This window comes from Streptomyces sp. NPDC001153 (assembly GCF_053598315.1).
The window spans coordinates 182028-200286 of sequence record NZ_JBSFJZ010000002.1 but is presented as its reverse complement, the minus strand read 5'-3'; the positions used below and the strand labels follow the sequence as shown (position 1 = coordinate 200286).

The 18259-nt window shown below is 72.0% G+C and carries 17 protein-coding genes; 8 read left to right on the top strand and 9 right to left on the bottom strand.

Going from position 1 to position 18259, the window contains the following annotated elements; genetic code table 11:
• Positions 1–93 precede the first annotated feature (93 nt).
• Positions 94–1440 (bottom strand): MFS transporter, encoded by a 1347-nt coding sequence (locus tag ACWDEN_RS02965; RefSeq protein ID WP_450856883.1) that lies wholly within the window; start codon positions 1438–1440, stop codon positions 94–96.
• Between the two features lie 27 nt (positions 1441–1467).
• Positions 1468–1905, bottom strand: a complete 438-nt coding sequence (locus ACWDEN_RS02960) for a MarR family winged helix-turn-helix transcriptional regulator (protein ID WP_351601441.1) — start codon at positions 1903–1905, stop codon at positions 1468–1470.
• A gap of 154 nt (positions 1906–2059) precedes the next feature.
• On the opposite strand from ACWDEN_RS02960, the gene ACWDEN_RS02955 reads away from it, so the two are divergent.
• Positions 2060–2242: a BrnA antitoxin family protein gene (locus ACWDEN_RS02955; protein ID WP_228624546.1), complete on the top strand. Its 183-nt coding sequence runs from the start codon at positions 2060–2062 to the stop codon at positions 2240–2242.
• Between the two features lie 19 nt (positions 2243–2261).
• Here ACWDEN_RS02955 and ACWDEN_RS02950 read toward each other — a convergent pair whose 3' ends face one another.
• Positions 2262–3713, bottom strand: coding sequence for an NCS2 family permease (locus tag ACWDEN_RS02950; protein WP_351601444.1), 1452 nt, complete (start codon positions 3711–3713; stop codon positions 2262–2264).
• 172 nt (positions 3714–3885) lie between these two features.
• Here ACWDEN_RS02950 and ACWDEN_RS02945 point away from each other — a divergent pair, with 172 nt between their 5' ends.
• Both ACWDEN_RS02945 and ACWDEN_RS02940 read left to right on the top strand, forming a co-directional pair.
• Positions 3886–4152, top strand: coding sequence for a DUF2530 domain-containing protein (locus ACWDEN_RS02945; RefSeq protein ID WP_450856880.1), 267 nt, complete (start codon positions 3886–3888; stop codon positions 4150–4152).
• Between the two features lie 51 nt (positions 4153–4203).
• On the top strand, positions 4204–6642 hold the full coding sequence (locus ACWDEN_RS02940) for an HAD-IC family P-type ATPase (protein ID WP_450856878.1): 2439 nt from the start codon (positions 4204–4206) through the stop codon (positions 6640–6642).
• Here the strand turns inward: ACWDEN_RS02940 and ACWDEN_RS02935 are convergent.
• From ACWDEN_RS02935 to ACWDEN_RS02920, 4 genes are all read right to left on the bottom strand, one after another.
• On the bottom strand, positions 6608–7474 hold the full coding sequence (locus ACWDEN_RS02935) for a hypothetical protein (protein ID WP_450856876.1): 867 nt from the start codon (positions 7472–7474) through the stop codon (positions 6608–6610). The two genes, ACWDEN_RS02940 and ACWDEN_RS02935, sit on opposite strands and share 35 nt — an antisense overlap.
• 129 nt (positions 7475–7603) lie before the next feature.
• Positions 7604–10783, bottom strand: coding sequence for a sacsin N-terminal ATP-binding-like domain-containing protein (locus ACWDEN_RS02930; RefSeq protein WP_450856874.1), 3180 nt, complete (start codon positions 10781–10783; stop codon positions 7604–7606).
• A 70-nt stretch (positions 10784–10853) separates the two neighbouring features.
• A complete protein-coding gene (locus ACWDEN_RS02925) occupies positions 10854–11789 on the bottom strand; it encodes an esterase/lipase family protein (protein ID WP_351601459.1) in 936 nt (311 codons plus the stop codon).
• Positions 11790–12033: 244 nt separating this feature from the next.
• The gene (locus ACWDEN_RS02920; RefSeq protein WP_351601462.1) at positions 12034–12960 is read right to left on the bottom strand and encodes a DUF3027 domain-containing protein; all 927 of its coding nucleotides are present in this window, start codon (positions 12958–12960) and stop codon (positions 12034–12036) included.
• A gap of 256 nt (positions 12961–13216) precedes the next feature.
• On the opposite strand from ACWDEN_RS02920, the gene ACWDEN_RS02915 reads away from it, so the two are divergent.
• The 4 genes from ACWDEN_RS02915 (at position 13217) to ACWDEN_RS02900 (ending at position 16833) form a co-directional block, all read left to right on the top strand.
• Positions 13217–14623, top strand: a complete 1407-nt coding sequence (locus tag ACWDEN_RS02915) for an MFS transporter (RefSeq protein ID WP_450856871.1) — start codon at positions 13217–13219, stop codon at positions 14621–14623.
• A 137-nt stretch (positions 14624–14760) separates the two neighbouring features.
• Complete coding sequence (locus ACWDEN_RS02910) at positions 14761–15258, top strand: DUF2771 domain-containing protein (RefSeq protein WP_351601467.1); 498 nt, start codon at positions 14761–14763, stop codon at positions 15256–15258.
• Between the two features lie 11 nt (positions 15259–15269).
• Entirely contained in the window at positions 15270–15989 is a 720-nt protein-coding gene (locus tag ACWDEN_RS02905; protein ID WP_351601470.1) for a futalosine hydrolase, read from the top strand.
• A complete protein-coding gene (locus ACWDEN_RS02900) occupies positions 15976–16833 on the top strand; it encodes a 1,4-dihydroxy-6-naphthoate synthase (protein WP_351601473.1) in 858 nt (285 codons plus the stop codon). Before ACWDEN_RS02905 ends, ACWDEN_RS02900 begins: the two co-directional genes overlap by 14 nt.
• A 7-nt stretch (positions 16834–16840) precedes the next feature.
• Here ACWDEN_RS02900 and ACWDEN_RS02895 read toward each other — a convergent pair whose 3' ends face one another.
• The gene (locus ACWDEN_RS02895) at positions 16841–17224 is read right to left on the bottom strand and encodes a cold-shock protein (protein ID WP_030643007.1); all 384 of its coding nucleotides are present in this window, start codon (positions 17222–17224) and stop codon (positions 16841–16843) included.
• A gap of 165 nt (positions 17225–17389) precedes the next feature.
• On the opposite strand from ACWDEN_RS02895, the gene ACWDEN_RS02890 reads away from it, so the two are divergent.
• Positions 17390–17641, top strand: a complete 252-nt coding sequence (locus ACWDEN_RS02890; RefSeq protein ID WP_351601476.1) for a hypothetical protein — start codon at positions 17390–17392, stop codon at positions 17639–17641.
• On the opposite strand, the gene ACWDEN_RS02885 is transcribed toward ACWDEN_RS02890, so the two are convergent.
• Positions 17617–18234, bottom strand: coding sequence for an HAD family hydrolase (locus ACWDEN_RS02885; RefSeq protein ID WP_351601479.1), 618 nt, complete (start codon positions 18232–18234; stop codon positions 17617–17619). The genes ACWDEN_RS02890 and ACWDEN_RS02885 overlap by 25 nt on opposite strands.
• Positions 18235–18259: the final 25 nt, after the last annotated feature.

Genomic DNA, 18259 nt, shown 5'->3' with positions numbered 1-18259 from the left:
GTTGGGACAAGTCATCTCACGTGACGATCGTCGCGCACGCGATCGACACGAGACACGCATCCGTACGGGGACACCCCCGCATTCGCACATCCCCTATGCAGCCGTGGCCAGTTGCTCCCGCTCGCGCGGGACGAAGCGGACCCGCGGGTGGCCGTGGTGCCAGCCCACCGCCAGGCGCAGACCGCCGATGCGGGCCAGGACCAGGCCGATGCCGGCGGCGGCCGCGGCCGAGACGACGCCGCCGAGGGCGAAGCCGACCCGGGCGCCGTAGGTGTCGGTGATCCAGCCGACGACCGGCGCGCCCAGCGGCGTACCGCCCATGAACACCATCATGAACAGGGACATCACCCGCCCCCGCATGGCCGGGTCGGTGGCCATCTGGACCGCCGTGTTGGCGGTGACGTTGACCGTCAGGCCGCAGACGCCGATCGGGACCATGAGCAGCGCGAACAGCCAGTACGACGGGGCCTGCGCGGCCACCACCTCCAGCGTGCCGAAGGCCAGCGCGGCGGCGATCAGGACGCGCAGCCGGGCCGTGCCGCGCCGGGCGGCCAGCAGGGCGCCGCACAGGGAGCCGACGGCCATCAGGGTGTTGAAGAGGCTGTAGGAGCCGGCGCCGGAGTGGAAGACGCCGTCCGCGTAGGCCGACAGCCACACCGGGAAGTTGAAGCCGAAGGTGCCGATGAAGCCGACGAGGACGATCGGCCAGATCAGCTCCGGGCGCCCCGCCACGTACTGCAGGCCCTCGCGCAGCTGGCCCTTGCCGCGCGGTGTTCGCTCGACGGCGTGCAGTTCACGGGCACGCATCAGCAGCAGGCCGGTGATGGGCGCGACGAAGGACAGGCCGTTGGCGAGGAACGCCCAGCCGGTGCCCACGCCGGTGATCATCAGGCCGGCGACGGCGGGGCCGACGAGGCGGGCGGACTGGAAGTTCGCCGAGTTCAGGCTGACGGCGTTCTGCAGGTGCGCGGGGCCGACCATCTCGGAGACGAAGGACTGGCGGGCCGGGTTGTCGACGACCGTGGCGAGGCCGACGGCGAGCGCGGCGACGTAGACGTGCCAGACCTGGACGTGGCCGGTGAGCGTGAGGAAGGCGAGCGCCAGGCCCGTCACGGCCATGGAGGCCTGGGTGACCAGCAGCGTGGGGCGCCTGGGGAGGCGGTCGACCAGGACTCCGCCGTAGAGGCCGAGCAGGAGCATCGGCAGGAACTGCAGGGCCGTCGTGATGCCCACGGCGGCGGAGGAGCCGGTGAGGCTGAGGACGAGCCAGTCCTGGGCGATGCGCTGCATCCAGGTGCCGGTGTTGGAGACGACCTGGCCGATGAAGAAGAGGCGGTAGTTCCTGATCCTCAGCGAGCTGAACATCGAGCCCTTGCGGGCGTTGGGGGTAGTCGTGGCGGTCGGTGCGGGGGCGGAAGGTGCTCCGGATCCCGTACTCAAAAGGGTTCGCCTCCTCGAATGGCTTGCTTACAGGTGTGCGAGCTTCTCCAGCACGGGGGCGGCGGCGCGCAGTCTGGCCCACTCGTCCTCGTCGAGGGCCTCGGCCAGGCCGGCCAGGAACGCGTTGCGCTTGCGGCGGCTCTCCTCGAGCATCGCCTCGGCCTGCTCGGTCTGGGTGACGACCTTCTGGCGCCGGTCCTCGGGGTGCGGCTCCAGCCGGACCAGCCCCTTGGCCTCGAGCAGCGCGACGATGCGGGTCATCGACGGCGGCTGGACGTGCTCCTTGCGTGCGAGCTCGCCCGGGGTGGCCGAGCCGCAGCGGAAGAGGGTGCCGAGCACCGACATCTCGGTGGGGCTCAGCGACTCGTCGACCCGCTGGTGCTTGAGCCGACGGGACAACCGCATCACGGCGGAGCGGAGGGAGTTCACGGCGGCAGCGTCGTCGCCATGGGTGAGGTCCGGCATGTTCTTTAGAGTAACTCATTACCCTCGCTAAGGAACACCGCGACACGCCCGAATGCCCGTGATACCCGCCACTGAACCATTCGATCACTCATATGAGTGAGTCGGTTCCTGAAAGTGACGCAGGGGGTGGCCGGATGTGGCGACCCTCGTACGCATGGGGACCAGTGTGCTCAGCCTGCGCATAGACGGAGAGCTGCTCGAAAGACTCCGGCACCATGCGGCGAAAAGAGGAATGAGCGTGCAGGACTATGTGGTCCGCACGCTCATCCGGGACGACTTCGACGAGCGGTTCCAGGCCGCCGTCGAGGAGACGGAGCGGTTCTACGGCGTCACCTGACGCCGTGGCCGCACCGGGCTCAGGTCAGGCCCAGGGCCGGCATCAGGTAGTAGAAGGCGAAGACCGCCGAGACGACGTACATCGCGGCCGGGATCTCCCGGAACCGGCCGGCGGCCAGGCGCAGCACCGTGAAGGTGATGAAGCCCATGCCGATGCCGTTGGTGATCGAGTAGGTGAACGGCATCATCAGCATCGTCACGAACGCCGGGATCGCGATGGTGTAGTCGGCCCAGTCGATCTCCTTGATGGAGTTCGACAGGATCAGGAAGCCGACCGCGATCAGCGCCGGGGTCGCCGCCTGGGACGGGACCATCGTGGCGACCGGGGTGAGGAACAGGGCGACGGCGAAGAGGCCGCCGGTGACGACGTTCGCGAGGCCCGTGCGGGCGCCCTCGCCGACACCGGCCGTGGACTCCACGAACGCGGTGGTGGCCGAGGAGGAGCTGGCGCCGCCCGCCGCGACCGCGAGGCCGTCGATGAACAGGACCCGGTTGATGCCCGGCATGTAGCCCTCGGCGTCGGTCAGCTTGGCCTCGTCGCTGACGCCCATGATCGTGCCCATCGCGTCGAAGAAGCACGACAGCAGGACCGTGAAGACGAAGAGGACGCCGGTCAGCACGCCGACCTTGGAGAAGCCGCCGAACAGGCTGACGTGGCCGACCAGGCCGAAGTCGGGGCTGGCGACCGGGTTGCCCGGCCACTTCGGCACGGTCAGGCCCCAGGACGGGATGGTGGTGACCGCGTTGAGGATCACGGCGAGGACGGTCATGCCGACGATCGAGATCAGGATCGCGCCCGGCACCTTGCGGACGATCAGCGCGAAGGTCAGCAGCGCGCCCAGGATGAACACCAGCACCGGCCAGCCGTGCAGATGGCCGCCGACGCCGAGCTGGACCGGGACGGTGGTCTGGGCGGCGTCCGGCATCCGGGTGACGAAGCCGGAGTCGACCAGGCCGATCAGCATGATGAACAGGCCGATACCGATCGAGATCGCCTTGCGCAGCCCGAACGGCACGGCGTTCATCACGCGCTCGCGCAGACCCGTCGCGACCAGCAGCATGACCACGAAGCCCGCGAGGACGACCATGCCCATCGCGTCCGGCCAGGACATCCGGGGCGCCAGCTGGAGCGCGACCACCGAGTTCACACCGAGGCCGGCGGCGAGCGCGATCGGGACGTTGCCGATGACACCCATCAGCAGCGTGGTGAACGCGGCCGTCAGCGCGGTCGCCGTCACCAGCTGGCCGCTGTCCAGGTGGTGCCCGTACATGTCCTTCGCGCTGCTCAGGATGATCGGGTTCAGCACGATGATGTACGCCATCGCGAAGAAGGTGGCGAAACCACCGCGGATCTCCCGGGCGACGGAGCTGCCGCGCTCGGAGATCCTGAAGTAGCGGTCGAGGGCGCCCTGAGCGGGCGCACCGCCCGGGATTTCGGGGGTGGGGGCCTTGGCGGGTGCCGAGGTGGACATGCGGGACCTCATCACCGACGGGGTTCCCCCGAGTCCCGTTGGAGTTTCATACGAACAGAAGCGGCCAAAGACAAACGGTTTCAGTATGAACGCATAAGCGATAGATCGCTATCTCCGCGCGTAGAACGATCGGGAAGCGGTAAGGAAGCGGTCGCCTCGTAAGCTGTGCCCCATGGCCAAGTGGACCCCCAAGCACGAGGCGCCGGAGCCCCTGGAGGGCCCCGTGGTCGCCACCATCACCGGCGGCACGATCCTCTGGTTCGTCCTCTTCCTCGTCCAGCTCCCCTTCTACGGCTGGTTCGAGGACCACGGGCATCTGTGGTGGCTGTGGACCTGCCTGGCCGGGGGCGGGCTGGGACTGATCGGCATCTGGTACGTACGCAGGCGGGACGCCGCGATCAAGCGGGCGGCGGCGGTGAAGGAGACGTCGGCTCCATAGCCGCGGCCGGAAAGCGGGCGGGCGGACACATCCGCACGTACCGTCGGATGCATGACCCATATAGACGCGGGCGCGGAGCTCGACCCCGTGCATCCGGTGGCCCTACCGATGACCAGGTCGGCAGGGCTGACCGGCGCCGAAGTCGCCGAGCGCGTCACCCGCGGCGAGGTCAACGACGTACCGGTGCGCAGCAGCCGGTCGCTGGGCGAGATCGTCCGGGCGAACGTCTTCACCCGGTTCAACGCGATCATCGGCGTGCTCTGGCTGGTCATGCTGTGCGTCGCGCCGATCCAGGACAGCCTCTTCGGCTTCGTGATCCTCGCCAACACCGGCATCGGCATCGTCCAGGAGTGGCGGGCCAAGCAGACCCTCGACTCGCTCGCCGTGATCGGAGAGGCCCGGCCGACCGTCCGGAGGGACGGGACGGCCGTCGAAGTCGCCGTCCACGAGATCGTCCTCGACGACCTGATGGAGATCGGGCCCGGGGACAAGGCCGTGGTGGACGGCGTCTGCGTCGAGGCCGACGGGCTGGAGATCGACGAGTCGCTGCTCACCGGTGAGGCCGACCCCGTCGTCAAACGCCCCGGCGATCCGGTCATGTCCGGAAGCTTCGTCGTCGCGGGCGGCGGCGCCTTCCAGGCGACCAAGGTCGGCCGGGAGGCCTACGCCGCCCGGCTCGCCGCGGAGGCCTCCCGCTTCACCCTGGTCCACTCCGAGCTGCGCAGCGGCATCTCCACGATCCTCAAGTACGTCACCTGGATGATGGTCCCGGCGGCCGTCGGACTCGTCATCACCCAGCTCGTCGTCAAGAGCGACGACGTCAAGGACTCCATCGCCCGCACGGTCGGCGGCATCGTCCCGATGGTCCCCGAGGGACTGGTCCTCCTCACCTCGGTCGCCTTCGCCATCGGGGTGATCCGGCTCGGCCGGAAACAGTGCCTGGTGCAGGAGCTGCCGGCGATCGAGGGCCTGGCCCGCGTCGACACCGTCTGCCTGGACAAGACCGGCACGCTCACCGAGGGCGGCATGGACGTCACCGAGCTGCGGCCGCTGGACGGTGCCGACGAGGGCTACGTACGCAGGGTGCTCGGCGCCCTCGGCGAGTCCGACCCGCGTCCCAACGCCTCCCTCCAGGCGATCATCGACGCCTACCCGGACAGCGAGGAATGGCGCTGTGTGGAGTCGGTGCCCTTCTCCTCGGCCCGCAAGTACAGCGGGGCCGCGTTCAGCGAGGCCGACGGCGAGATCAGCACCTGGCTGCTGGGCGCCCCGGACGTCCTCCTCGCGGACGGCGACCCGGCCCTGGCCGAGACCGAGCGCCTCAACGAGCAGGGCCTGCGGGTGCTGCTGCTGACCCGGGCGAGCCGCGACCTGGACGACCCCGAGCCGGCCCACGGCGCCCGCCCCACGGCCCTCGTCGTCCTGGAACAGCGGCTGCGGCCGGACGCCGCCGACACCCTGCGCTACTTCGCGGACCAGAACGTCCGCGCCAAGGTCATCTCCGGCGACAACGCGGTGTCGGTCGGCGCGGTCGCCGCCAAGCTGGGCCTGGAGGGTACGACGGTGGACGCGCGGCACCTGCCCGCCGACCGGGCGGGGATGGCGGACGCGCTGGACCGGGGGACGGTCTTCGGGCGGGTCGCCCCGCGGCAGAAGCGGGACATGGTCGGGGCGCTGCAGTCGCACGGGCACACGGTCGCGATGACCGGCGACGGCGTGAACGACGTGCTCGCGCTGAAGGACGCCGACATCGGGGTCGCCATGGGCTCCGGCTCGGAGGCGACGCGGGCGGTCGCGCAGATCGTGCTGCTGAACAACAGCTTCGCGAGCCTGCCGTCGGTGGTGGGCGAGGGCCGCCGGGTGATCGGCAACATCACACGGGTCGCGACGCTGTTCCTGGTGAAGACCGTCTACTCGGTGCTGCTGGCCGTCCTGGTGGTGTGCTGGCAGGTGGAGTATCCGTTCCTGCCCCGGCATCTGACCCTGCTGTCCACGCTCACCATCGGCGTCCCGGCGTTCTTCCTGGCCCTGGCGCCCAACAAGGAGCGGGCGAGACCGCACTTCGTGCGCAGGGTCATGCGGTACTCGGTTCCGGGTGGCGTGGTGGCGGGGGTGGCGACCTTCGTGACGTATCTGATCGGCCGCGAGTACTACACCGGGCCCGGCCGGCTGGACGCCGAGACCAGCGCGGCCACCCTGACGCTCTTCCTGGTCTCCCTGTGGATCCTGGCGATCATCGCCCGTCCCTACACCTGGTGGCGGGTGACCCTGGTGGCCGCGATGGGAGTGGCGTTCCTGCTGGTCCTGGCCGTCCCGGCGCTGCAGGACTTCTTCGCCCTGAAACTGGTCGGGGTCACGATGCCGTGGACCGCCGTCGGCATCGCGGTGGTGGCGGCGGCCTCCCTGGAGTTCCTGTGGAAGTGGGTCGACCGCCGCTTTTCCGACCGGGGGGTGACTACTTCGCGGCCACGTAGACACCCGTGGCGCTGACCGCCGGGGTGGTGGAGATGCCGGCGTAGGAGTAACGCCAGTAGCCGCTGGAGTTCACCGTGGCGGTGGTCTTCGCGTTGCCGGACGAGTCGGTGGTCACCGTCTTGACCGTGGTGTACGTGCTCGTGCCGGACTTGCGGAACTGGAGCTTGACCGACTGGCCGCCGACCGCGTTGTACGTGTGCTTCTCCCAGTCGGCCCGGGTCAGCCTGCCCGACACCGTGACGCTCCTGCCCTTGTAGACGGACGTCGAGCTCACCGTGGTCGTCAGCTTCGAGTAGCGCTGGACGTAGGTGGTGCCCAGGCCGCCCTGCACGGAGCTGTCCCCGGTGCTGTACTGCAGCGCCAGCCCGCCGGCGTGCCAGGTGCCCGCCTGGGAGTTGAGCAGCTCGCCGTCGGCGGGGCGGATGTCGATGGCGCCCTTGCAGGCGGCGGTCGTCGCCGAGGTGGCGGTGCAGGTGGCCGGGTTGTCGCCGAACAGGACGTTGCTCGCGGTGCCGGGCGAGGACCCCTTGTAGAGGAACGGGCCGTTGGCGAAGTCGCTCGACGAGAGGGAGTAGTTGGCTCCGTGGGTCAGCGTGTAGGTGACCGTGGTGGAGACGTGGTTGGTCGTGCCGACCCTGACCGCCGAGGCGATCTTGAGGTTGGAGAAGGTCACGCCGAGATCCGCGCCTTCGGCGGTGCTGAACGCGGTCCTGCCGGAGGCGTGGAGCGCCTGCACGGCGTCCGCCCGGTACGACGGGGCGGAGCCGGCGGCCTGGGCGGCCGGCACGACGAAGGCGGAGAGAGCCAGGGCGCCGGAGACGGCGGCCACGGTGGCGCGTATACGCATGTGTTCCCCTGCGTGCAGAGTGATCGGGAGCCTGTTGGCTCCGGCAGGTCAGACCCGGCACACAGGGGAACGGTTGTACGTAAGTTGAATATTCATAGAGAGTTGTGGAGGCGGCTCTGCGGGGTGCCGTCAGTCGAACCAGCGGTCCCTGGCCAGCTCCTCCGTGCGGGACGGGTCCTCCAGCAGGGCGGCCACCTCGAAGCGCCGCGGCCACTGACCGGCCGCCCAGGCCAGCCCCGCCGCGACGCCCTCCAGCGTGGCCGCGTGCAGCACCCCGTCGTCGGTGAGCCGCCAGTCGATCTCCACGCCGTCCACGACGAGTTCCTCGTGCTCGACGTACGTCTCCGGCGTCCGCGGTCCGAGCAGCACCCGTACCGGCTCCGGCACCTCGTGCTCGGTCCCCTCGGAGTGCACCTCGCCCGTGACGGACTCGCTCAGCCGCCGCACCTGGAACAGCTCCGCCAGCTCGGCGGCCCGGGCCGGACGGACGGGCAGCAGCGGCACCCCGGAGGTGAACGGCAGCAGGTCGGGCGAGTCGACCACGACCGCCTCACCCGCGTCCACGACCTCCACCCGGCCGTCGACCACGGCCCGCAGGTCGTCCGGCAGGGTCACCTGCTCCGGGTCGAGCTCGGCCACCGCCCCGTACAGCCCGTGCAGTTGGGCCGCGGCCACCGGCCGCTCGGGGTCGGCGAGCCGGTCCAGCAGCTCGGCGGCGCCGCCGGGCTCGTCCAGCAGGGCCGCGACGGAGGTCCGTACGCCGAGGGCCCGCAGCACCTGCTCGTCCTCGAACCCGGTCGCGTCGGCCTCGTCGTACAGGCCGCGCAGCAGCGGATCGCCGCCCGCCGCGAGGAGGCCGGCGGGCCGGCGCCCGTCGAGCACCGGATGGCCGCGCAGCCACCACGCCGTGTACGGCCGCACGACGTCGTGCGTACCGTCGTGCAGCAGGACGCGGACCGGCTGGGTGAGGGCGTCCCGCAGCGGGGGCTGCGCGAGCAGCGCGAGGGCCTCCGGCCAGCGGTCGTCGTCCACCAGGTCCAGATCGCGTACGGCGACCAGTTCGGTGGCGACGGGAGGCACCGGGCTGTCCGGGAAGCGGTCGAGGATGTCCTCGCACCACACGTCGACCGCGTCCAGCAGTCCGGCGTCGTCGGGCTCGGCGAAGTCGCTCTCCCGCGGCTCGAGTTCGTCCGGGTCGAGGACGACGTCGGTGGCGCGGACCAGCGCGAAGTTCGCGAGCACTCCGCAGGCGGCCAGCGGCTGCTCGCCCCACTTGTCGGCCAGCTCGTGGTCCACGGCGGCCAGTTCGCCCTCGCGGATCACACGGGCGAACGGGCTGCCGGGAAGGACGAGTTCACCGGCGGGGGCCGGCTCCCCGTCCTCGTCGGTCAGTGCGAGGGCTCCCAGCCAGGGCTCGTCACCGGGCTCCAGCCCCGCGTCCCGGACCAACGACAGGACGGTGTCGGCCAGTTCCTCGGCGTCCGGCGCGTCCTCCTCCCAGCCGATCCCCTCGTCCTCCATCGAGGCGGCGACGGCGGCCCGCACCTGCGGGGTGGTGAGCACCGCGCGCGGGGTGGCGGGCAGCGCGCCCAGCTTCTCCAGCAGCGGGTGCGCGGCGTCCTCGTGGGCCACCTTCAGCCCGAGCCGGCCGAGGACGTCCGCGTCGATGCGGGCGGCGTCCGCGGTGGGGAGGAGGACCTGCCGGGGGCCGATGGTGGTCCGCCCGTCCGCGAGCGGCACCGGCAGCCCCGACAGCCGCTCCGGGTCCACCCCGGCGAGGCTGTCGTAGAGCCGCCACCACCAGTCGGGGTCCTTCTCCAGTCCGGCGAGCCGGTCGATGGCGTCGGTGAGCCGCAGCCGGGCGACGCCGAGGGTGCGCAGCTCCACGCGCCGTTCCAGACCGGCGGGCAGCAGCGTCGGCAGCACCTCGGCGAGCACCCGCACGGTGTCCGCCCCGGCGCCCTCCACGAGCTCGGCGTCCCGGGGCCGCAGGGCTTCGGGGAGGTCGGTGTCGTGACCCTCGGGCCCGCCGGCGGGTGGGAGAGACGCCGGGTGGGCGGGTGGGAGAGACGCCGGGTGGGCGGGTGGGAGGAACTCGGTGCGCGGCAGCCGCTCCAGCACGGCCTGCCGGAGCGCCCCGTCCAGCTCGCCCTTGCCGAGCGGTCCGGGTACGAGGTCGATGATGCCGTCCGTCACCGGCCGCCAGTCGGCGAGCAGTTCGGCGTAGGCGTCGGCGGCGCGCTGCACCAGGAAGTCGGTGAGCGGACCGGGAGCCGTGTGCCGGCGGGTGGTGTCGAGGGGGAAGGAGGCGATGAGCAGCGCGGGGACGCCGAGGGGTTCGTCGCTCGGGGTCGGCGCGTGCACGACGGGCGTGGTCCGGGGCCGCAGCGGGCGCCCGCCCTCGTCCTCGGGTACGGCCCAGGTCACCGACCAGTGGGGCCGCAGCCGCTCCTCCAGCGGCCGGTCGGCGAGCAGGTCGGGGGTGAGCGGCCCGTGGGCGGACGCGGTACGCCATCGCGTGGCGCCCTCCCGCGAGTCCTCCACGACGACGGCGGCGCCCTCGCTGCGGCGCCGCAGCGTGCGGGGCCGGTCGCCGCCCACCTCGATCACCACCTCCTCCAGGCCCGGCAGGGCGAGGAGCAGCGCGTCGTCGACGGCGTTCAGCAGCCGCTCGGCGAGATCGGCGGCGGCCGCGTCCCTGAGGGGCAGGATGACGGCGGTGTCGTACGGGTCCGGGGCGGTGCCCTCGGCGGCGAACGGCAGCCGGAGCAGCGGCACATGCCCGTCCCGGCGCCGGACCTCGTCCCCGAGTCCCGGGCTGTGCCGGGCGACCTCGCCGGCCAGCGCCCGCGCCTCGCCGAGCGACCAGCGCACACCCCCGTGCCGGCCCACGATCGCGGGTTCGTCGGTCACCGCGAGCACGGCGGCGAAGCCGACCCCGAACCGTCCGACGGCACCCTGGGTGACCTCGGTGTCCCGCTTGGCCGAGGCGCGCAGCGTGGACAGCGACTCGACTCCGGCCGCGTCCAGCGGGGCACCGGTGTTGGCGGCGACGAGGACGCCGTCCCGGAGGGTGAGCCTGAGCCGCCCCGGCACCCGCGCCCGGGCGGCGGCATCGGCGGCGTTCTGGGCCAGCTCCACGACGAGCCGGTCCCGGTAGCCGCCGAGGACCAGGTCCTCCTCGGCGTTGGCGTCCTCACGGAACCGGGCGGGGCTGGTGGCCCAGGTGTCGAGGACACCACGGCGCAGCCGGGCCGTTCCGAAGGGATCGGCGCCCTCGGCCGCCGGCCGCACGTACTTGCTGCTCACGTTCCCTCTCCTCGTCGTCGTGAGCACGAAGGTACAGCGCGAACGGGGCGGCCGGGGCGACGGACGGCGTTCAGCCGCCGAGCAGGGGCAGGGCGACGCCGCAGCGGACGGGCTCCGCGTGGGCGGGATCGAGGGCGTTGCGCACGAGTTGGGCGGCGTTGGAGTCGTAGGCGATCGACAGGTGTTCGGAGGCGTCGTCGCGGCAGATGTCCTGGATCGTGATGTTCCTGACGGTCGCGCCCGGTCCCGCGGTCAGGAACTGGTGCGTGTAGGGGGTGACGACCTCGTCGTACCTGGTGGCGATGACGGTGTAGCCGACCCCCGGCTGGGTGTCCCCGCCCCGGTCCAGCGTCGTGTTCACCTCGGAGCCGACGAGCTGGTCCTCGTACGCCTCGCCGAGGACACCCGACACGGGCTTGTCGAGCCCCAGCTTCGTGGTCAGGGTGCCGAGGCCGGAACCGGTCGTGCCGTGGTTGGACGGGGCCAGGCCGATGAGGCCGTGCACCTTGTTGCGTTCCGGATGCGCGGGATCCGTGCCGCCGTCGAACCGCAGATACCAGCGGGGCGTCAGACCGCCGCCCTGGGAGTGCCCGACGAGGTCGACCTGGTGGGCGCCGGTGGCCTGGAGCACACGGTCGACGTACCCGGCGATCTGCCGGGCGGAGTCCGGGACGTGCGCGGTGGCCTTGACCGGGTTGCCGGGCGCCCCGCCGTACTCGGCGGCGAACACGCAGTAGCCCAGCTGCTTCAGGTACGGGGCCATCAGGCCCCAGTCGTCGTACGCGTTCGCCCAGGTCCCGTGCAGCAGGACGACCGGGCGCGGATGCGCGGGCGTGGGCCTGCAGTGCCAGTCGTCGGCACCGGGCGGCGGCGCGTCCGGGTGGACGAGACCTCCGATCGCCGCCAGGGGGAAGTCGAGGATCTTCCCCCTCGGTGGCGGGGGCGCGGGATCGCCCGCCGCGGCCGCCGCGCCCTGCCCCACGCCCAGCGCCAGGGCGAGCCCCACACAGACGGCGGCCCACCTGCCGCGCCGCCGGTCCGACCGTCTTCCGGAGTCACACCGATCCATTCGGCGATGGTCGGGGAACGCGGCCTTTGCGGGGCTCTACGACGGGGCGCGGCACCCCTTATGGCGCAGCCGGTTTCATCCGGTCAGCGGGCGGGGGCGTACGACACGAATTCCGCCGGTCCGCAACTGCCCTGGTTCCCAGGTGTGTTCCGGCTGTCGGCGGCGTCCGACGATCACAGGGTCAGGAATGCCCCAGTTCCGCCGTCTCCTCGTCGCCCGTCTCCGGGACCGAGCCCGAGTCGCGGGCGGGGCGGAGGGGGAAGGGGTCCACGCGGGTCTCGTCGATGACCGGCGGGGCCGGCTGCGGGGGCTTGGGCATGACCGCCGCCTCGGAGTGGCCGCCGCAGCCGTAGGACAGGGAGACCACACGGCCGTCGGCCGGGGAGAACTCGTTGGCGCAGACGCCGAAGGCCTGGCCGAGGGAGCCGCCGATGGGGGTCAGGAAACCGCAGGTCATACACGTGGCGGGGGCCGCCTGGGCCATCGCGGTCTTCGGGCCGTACGACTCCTCCCAGCGGTCCGCCGCGACATGCAGGCCGTAGCGGGACAGGACGCGGGCCCGGCGCATGCCCAGTTCCTCCGCCACGGCCGCGATCGTGCCTCGGGTGGGGGTCGTGGGCTGGGTGGCCGGGGCGCCGGGGGTGACGTCGGCGTCCTCCGCCTCCGCCAGGTCCGCCATCTCCTGGGAGAGGAGCGAGTTCGGCGGCGGCGCCTCCTCGCCCGTGTAGCCGGGCTCCAGGCGCAGGTCGTCCTGGTCGGTGGGCAGTAGGTCGCCGGGGCCGAGGTCGCCCGGGCGCAGCCGCTCGCTCCACGGGACCCACTCGGGGGCGAGCAGCGCGTCGGGGCCGGGGAGGAGGACCACCTCGTCGAGCGTGACGATCCTGGCGCGGGAGGCGCGGGCCACGGTCGCCGCCCAGCGCCAGCCGCGGTAGCCCAGCTCCTTGCACTCGAAGAAGTGCGTGACAACGCGGTCGCCCTCGGAGACGAGCCCGACGTGCTCTCCGACCACACCTGGCGCGGCGGCCTCCTCGGCGGCGGCGCGGGCGAGATCGACCGCCTCGGCGCACAGGCGGTCGGGGGTGCGGCTTCGCGTGGTCGCTGCGCTCACAGGTATCGCTTCTCTCCTACGCCGTCTCGTCGAGTGCGGCTGCCTGGCGGCGGGCCTGCCGACGGAGCGGACCGGAGGACCGCATCGACGTCTGCATCCGCGCGCTGGGCGCACCTCTGCCATCCATTCTGCGTTATGGCTGAGACACGCACGCTACACCGAACGAGATTCTTCGCCGCCACTCGGCATTCTTTCCTGCCCGCCCACCCGCCTCTTCCGCGCCGTACCGCACTATCCGCCCGCTTCTCAGGGCACTATGAAGCACGTGGCGACCGCGGACAGGCGTGGTGTTCGGGGTGGCGGTGCGAGCCGGGTCGGTGGCGCCGTCCGTTCCGTCGGGCGTGCCCTGCACTTCCCGGTCACCGGGACCGCGCGCGGGATCCGGAAGGCCACGCATGCGCACGGGGCGGGCGAGTCGGGGCTCGGCAAGCTGATCGAGCTGCACGCCGTGAACGGCGCCGGTGACGTGATGATCACCGTGGCGCTCGCCTCCACGGTGTTCTTCTCGGTGCCGACCGACGAGGCCCGGGGGCGGGTCGCGCTCTACCTCGCCATCACGATGGCGCCCTTCACCGTCCTCGCCCCCGTCATCGGCCCCCTCCTCGACCGGCTGCCGCACGGCCGGCGCGCCGCGATGGCCGGGGCCATGCTGGCCCGTGCCCTGCTCGCGCTGGTCATCTCGGGCGCCGTGGCGAGCGGCAGCCTGGAGCTGTATCCCGCCGCGCTGGGGGTGCTGGTCGCGTCCAAGGCGTACGGGGTGGTCCGCAGTGCGGTCGTGCCCCGGCTGCTGCCGCCCCGGTTCTCGCTGGTGAAGGCCAACTCGCGGGTCACCCTGGCCGGTCTGCTGGCCACCGGGGTCGCCGCGCCGGTCGCGGCGGGGCTGCACAGGGCCGGCGATCCCTGGCCGCTGTACGGCGCCTTCGTGATCTTCGTCGCGGGCACGGTCCTGTCGTTCTCCCTGCCGCCCAAGGTGGACTCGGCCAAGGGCGAGGACGTGGCGCTGCTCGCGGCCGACGAGCAGCATCTGCACGGGCCGTACCGGAAGAAGGAGCAGGTCAAGCGGCCGGGGCTGCGGACCGTGGGGCCCGCCGTGACGCACGCGCTCGGCGCCAACGCCTCCCTGCGCTGCCTCTCCGGCTTCCTGATCTTCTTCCTCGCCTTCCTGCTGCGCGAGCACCCGCTGACCGGCGAGAGCGCGGCGGTCTCGCTCGGGATCGTCGGTGTCGCCGCCGGCGTGGGCAACGCGCTGGGTACGGCCGTCGGGGCCTGGCTGAGATCACGCGCCCCGGAGATCATCATCGTGACGGCCGTCGCGGTGGTGCTCGGCACGACGATCGTGGCCGCCCTGTTCTTCGGGGCGTTCCTGGTGGCCTGCCTCGCCGCCGTCGCCGGGTTCGGCCAGGCGCTGGCCAAGCTGGCCCTGGACGCGCTGATCCAGCGGGACGTGCCGGAACTGGTGCGCACCTCGGCGTTCGCCCGCTCGGAGACGCTGCTGCAGATGGCCTGGGTGTTCGGCGGCGCCGTCGGCATCGTGCTGCCGCTCAACGGCACCGTCGGCCTGCTGATCGGCGCGGCGTTCGTGGCGGCCGGCTGGCTGAGCACCGTCAAGGGCCTGCTCGCCTCGGCCCGCCACGGCGGCCGCGCCCGGCCCCGGGTGGCCTGACATGCCCGACGCCACCCTGACCTCGGCATAACGAAGCGGACACGGTTTCCCGAACCACAGGCACGGCTGGCGTAACGAACCGGGCACGCCGCACCCCACGTGGGCGGACGGCTCGGGGCGCCCGATAGCCTTCGGCCATGACCACGCTGCCCCGCGGCGAAGCCGCTGATGTACACCGGGCTGTGCGACGCCGCCGCGCCGTCGCCGCCGCCGGCGCCGTTTCCGCCGGACTGCTCCTGCTCACGGCCTGCGAGAAGCCGACGCCCGTCGCGACGGTCACCGTCGGCGACAGCTCGGTCAGCTCCGAGGCCGTCTGCTACAACGACGGCAAGGCGCTGGACGCCCAGTCGCTGACGAAGTGCGTCAAGAACATCGGCAACGCCAAGTCGATCACGGTGGACCAGGACCAGACGGTCCGCGTCGGTGTCGACCCGAAGATCGCAGACGCCGGCTGGGTCCTCCTCGTGAACGGCCAGCAGTTCACTGCCAGCAAGAAGACGTACCTCACCGTCCCGGGCAGCCTCTTCTTCAACCAGCAGTACGGCACCCAGGGCGCCTTCAACACGATCACGGTCCGCATGGGCGAGAAGTCCAACCAGGGCATGTGGTCGTTCAAGCTGAAGCAGGCCTCCTGACCACGGCCCCCGTGCCGGTCGTACGAGTCCTCGTGGCCACCGCGGTCCCGGCGGAGCGGGACGCGGTGGCACGGGCCTTCCCCGCGCCGGTGGAGCGGGTCAGCCTGCCCGGCGCGGGTCTGACGCGTACGGCCGGAGGCTGGGACCTGCTCGACGCGGGTGTCGGCCCGGCCCGCGCCGCGGCCTCCGTCTCGGCCGCGCTCACCGCGGCCCGTCTCACCGGCACCCCGTACGACCTGGTCGTCTCGGCCGGCATCGGCGGCGGCTTCCAGCCCGGGGCGCCCGTCGGCTCGCTGGTCGTCGCCGACCGGATCACCGTGGCCGACCTGGGCGCCGAGACCGCCGACGGCTTCCTCCCGGTCACCGAACTGGGTTTCGGCACCGTCACCCACCACCCGCCGGGATCGCTGGTGCGGGCCGCCTGCCAGGCCACCGGCGCCCCGGCCGGCACCGTCCTGACCGTCTCCACCGTCACCGGCACCGCCGCCCGCGCCGCCGAGCTGCGCGCCCGGCACCCGAGGGCGCTCGCCGAGGGCATGGAGGGGTTCGGGGTCGCGGAGGCGGCCGCCGCGCACGGCACGCCGGTGCTGGAGATCCGCGCGGTCTCCAACCCGGTCGGCCCGCGCGACCGTGCCGCCTGGCGCATCGGCGACGCCCTCACCGCCCTCACCGAGGGTTTCGGGAAGCTCGCGCCCGCACTGGAGAGTTGGAACCGTCATGACGACCAGTGAGCAGCGGTCCCTGCGGATCGCGTACTCCCCCTGCCCCAACGACACCTTCGTCTTCGACGCCCTCGCCCACGGCCGGATCCCCGGCGCCCCGGCGCTGGACGTGACCTTCGCCGACATCGACATCACCAACGGCATGGCCGAGCGCGGCGAGTTCGACGTACTGAAGGTGTCGTACGCCGTCCTGCCGTACGTCCTCGACGAGTACGCGCTGCTGCCCTGCGGCGGGGCGCTGGGGCGGGGCTGCGGGCCGCTGGTGCTCACGCGCGAGCCGGGCCTCGACCTGACGGGCCGTACGGTCGCGGTGCCCAGCGAGAAGTCGACCGCCTATCTCCTCTTCCGCCTGTGGGCGGCGGACACGCTGTCCGGCGGGGTCGGCGAGATCGTCGTCCTGCCGTTCCACGAGATCATGCCGGCCGTACGGGACGGCAAGGTGGACGCCGGACTGGTCATCCACGAGGCCCGGTTCACCTACCGGAACTACGGGCTGCACAAGCTCGCCGACATGGGCGAGCACTGGGAGAAGACCACCGGGCTGCCGATCCCGCTCGGCGCGATCATCGCCAAGCGCTCGCTGGGCGCCGCCGCCCTGACCCGGCTCGCCGACTCCGTCCGCGCCTCCGTACGGGCCGCCTGGGACGACCCCGAGGCCTCCCGGCCGTACGTCATGGCACACGCCCAGGAGATGGACCCGGCCGTGGCGGACCAGCACATCGGGCTGTACGTGAACGAGTTCACCGCAGGTCTCGGCGAGGACGGCTACGCCGCGATCCGCGGCCTGCTCACACGCGCGGCGGCCGAGGGGCTGGTGCCGCCCCTCGGCCCGGATGCGCTCGCGTTTCCCTGACGGGTGCTCAGACGTCCAGCTGGTCGGCGACCGCGCGCAGCAGGCCGGCGATCTTCTTGCCGGAGGCCTTGTCCGGGTAGCGCCCCTTCTCCAGCATCGGGGTGATGTTCTCGAGAAGGGTCGTCAGGTCCTGCACGATCGAGGCCAGCTCGTCCGGCTTCTTGCGCTGCGCGGCGGCCACGGACGGCGTCGGGTCGAGCACGATCACCGACAGCGCCTGGTCGCCGCGCTGACCGGCGACGACACCGAACTCCACGCGCTGTCCCGGCTTGAGCGAATCGACTCCGGCGGGGAGAACCGAGGAATGGACGAAGACGTCACCGCCGTCGTCGCGGGAGAGAAAGCCGAAGCCCTTCTCGCTGTTGAACCACTTGACCTTGCCGGTAGGCACGTCTGTCCTCGTCCTCGTACTCGTTGGGAAAACTACTTCGGAAACGGCTCTTGATAGCACTAGAGCGGGTCGACCGTGACCCGCCGCTACCAAGGCTAATGGTCTTGGGGCGGGTGACAAGACGTCCCCCGGTTGTTCTCTCGCGCAGGGAACTACCCTGGTCCGGTGCGTGACAAAACCCAAACGAATTCCGCCGCGCCCGGTGACCGGCTGATCCGCGCCGGTGCGATCGTCTTCTTCATCGGGGCCGCGGCCACCCTCGTCACCGTGGCCCCGCTGTTCCTCGGCGCCAGGCCTTTTCCGACGTACATGTTCGGATTGAGCATGCTCATGGCCGTCGGTTTCCTCGTGGCCGGCGCGGGCGTCCTGCGGTCGATCGCCGCCGGCCGGCGTCAGGCGCGGGGCGCCTCACGGTAGGCGGCCAGCCACGCCGGGAAGGCGGACAGGTCCGCCAGGACGACGTCCGCACCGGCGGCGCGCAGTTCGTCGGCGGGGCAGGGGCCGGTCGCCACGGCCACCGACAGCGCTCCCGCCGTACGGGCTCCGCGCACGTCCCCGACGTGATCGCCGACGTACACGCCGGCCCGGTACTCGCGCAGCGCCTCCGCCTTCCGCTCGGCCCACAGGTCGCCCACGACCACGTCGGGCTCGATGCCGAGGTGGCTGAGGTGCAGTTTGGCGTTGGGCTCGTACTTCGCCGTGACCACCATCGTCCGTCCGCCGGCCGCCCGTACCGCGGCTATCGCCTCCCGGGCGCCGTCCATGGCGGGGGTCGCGGCGATGGCGATCGCCGGGTACATCTCCCGGTACAGGGCGGCCATCGCGGGCACGTGCTCCTCGGGGAACCAGTTGACCAGTTCCTCGGCGAGCGGCGGTCCGAGCCGCGTCACCGCCAGATCGGCATCGATGTACGTCCCGGTCCGCTCGGACAGCGCCAGGTAGCAGGCGTGGATACCGGGCCGGGAGTCGATGAGGGTCATGTCGAGGTCGAAGCCGACGGTGAGTGTCATATGCGCATTGTGCCGGGTGCCTCCG

Bases quoted from the DNA above. Each gene is read 5' to 3' on its own strand.
- ACWDEN_RS02960 (WP_351601441.1), bottom strand. From the start codon at position 1,905: ATGCCGGACCTCACCCATGGCGACGACGCTGCCGCCGTGAACTCCCTC.
- ACWDEN_RS02955 (WP_228624546.1), top strand. From the start codon at position 2,060: ATGGGGACCAGTGTGCTCAGCCTGCGCATAGACGGAGAGCTGCTCGAA.
- ACWDEN_RS02950 (WP_351601444.1), bottom strand. From the start codon at position 3,713: ATGTCCACCTCGGCACCCGCCAAGGCCCCCACCCCCGAAATCCCGGGC.
- ACWDEN_RS02945 (WP_450856880.1), top strand. From the start codon at position 3,886: ATGGCCAAGTGGACCCCCAAGCACGAGGCGCCGGAGCCCCTGGAGGGC.
- ACWDEN_RS02940 (WP_450856878.1), top strand. From the start codon at position 4,204: ATGACCCATATAGACGCGGGCGCGGAGCTCGACCCCGTGCATCCGGTG.
- ACWDEN_RS02935 (WP_450856876.1), bottom strand. From the start codon at position 7,474: ATGCGTATACGCGCCACCGTGGCCGCCGTCTCCGGCGCCCTGGCTCTC.
- ACWDEN_RS02915 (WP_450856871.1), top strand. From the start codon at position 13,217: ATGAAGCACGTGGCGACCGCGGACAGGCGTGGTGTTCGGGGTGGCGGT.
- ACWDEN_RS02910 (WP_351601467.1), top strand. From the start codon at position 14,761: ATGACCACGCTGCCCCGCGGCGAAGCCGCTGATGTACACCGGGCTGTG.
- ACWDEN_RS02900 (WP_351601473.1), top strand. From the start codon at position 15,976: ATGACGACCAGTGAGCAGCGGTCCCTGCGGATCGCGTACTCCCCCTGC.
- ACWDEN_RS02885 (WP_351601479.1), bottom strand. From the start codon at position 18,234: ATGACACTCACCGTCGGCTTCGACCTCGACATGACCCTCATCGACTCC.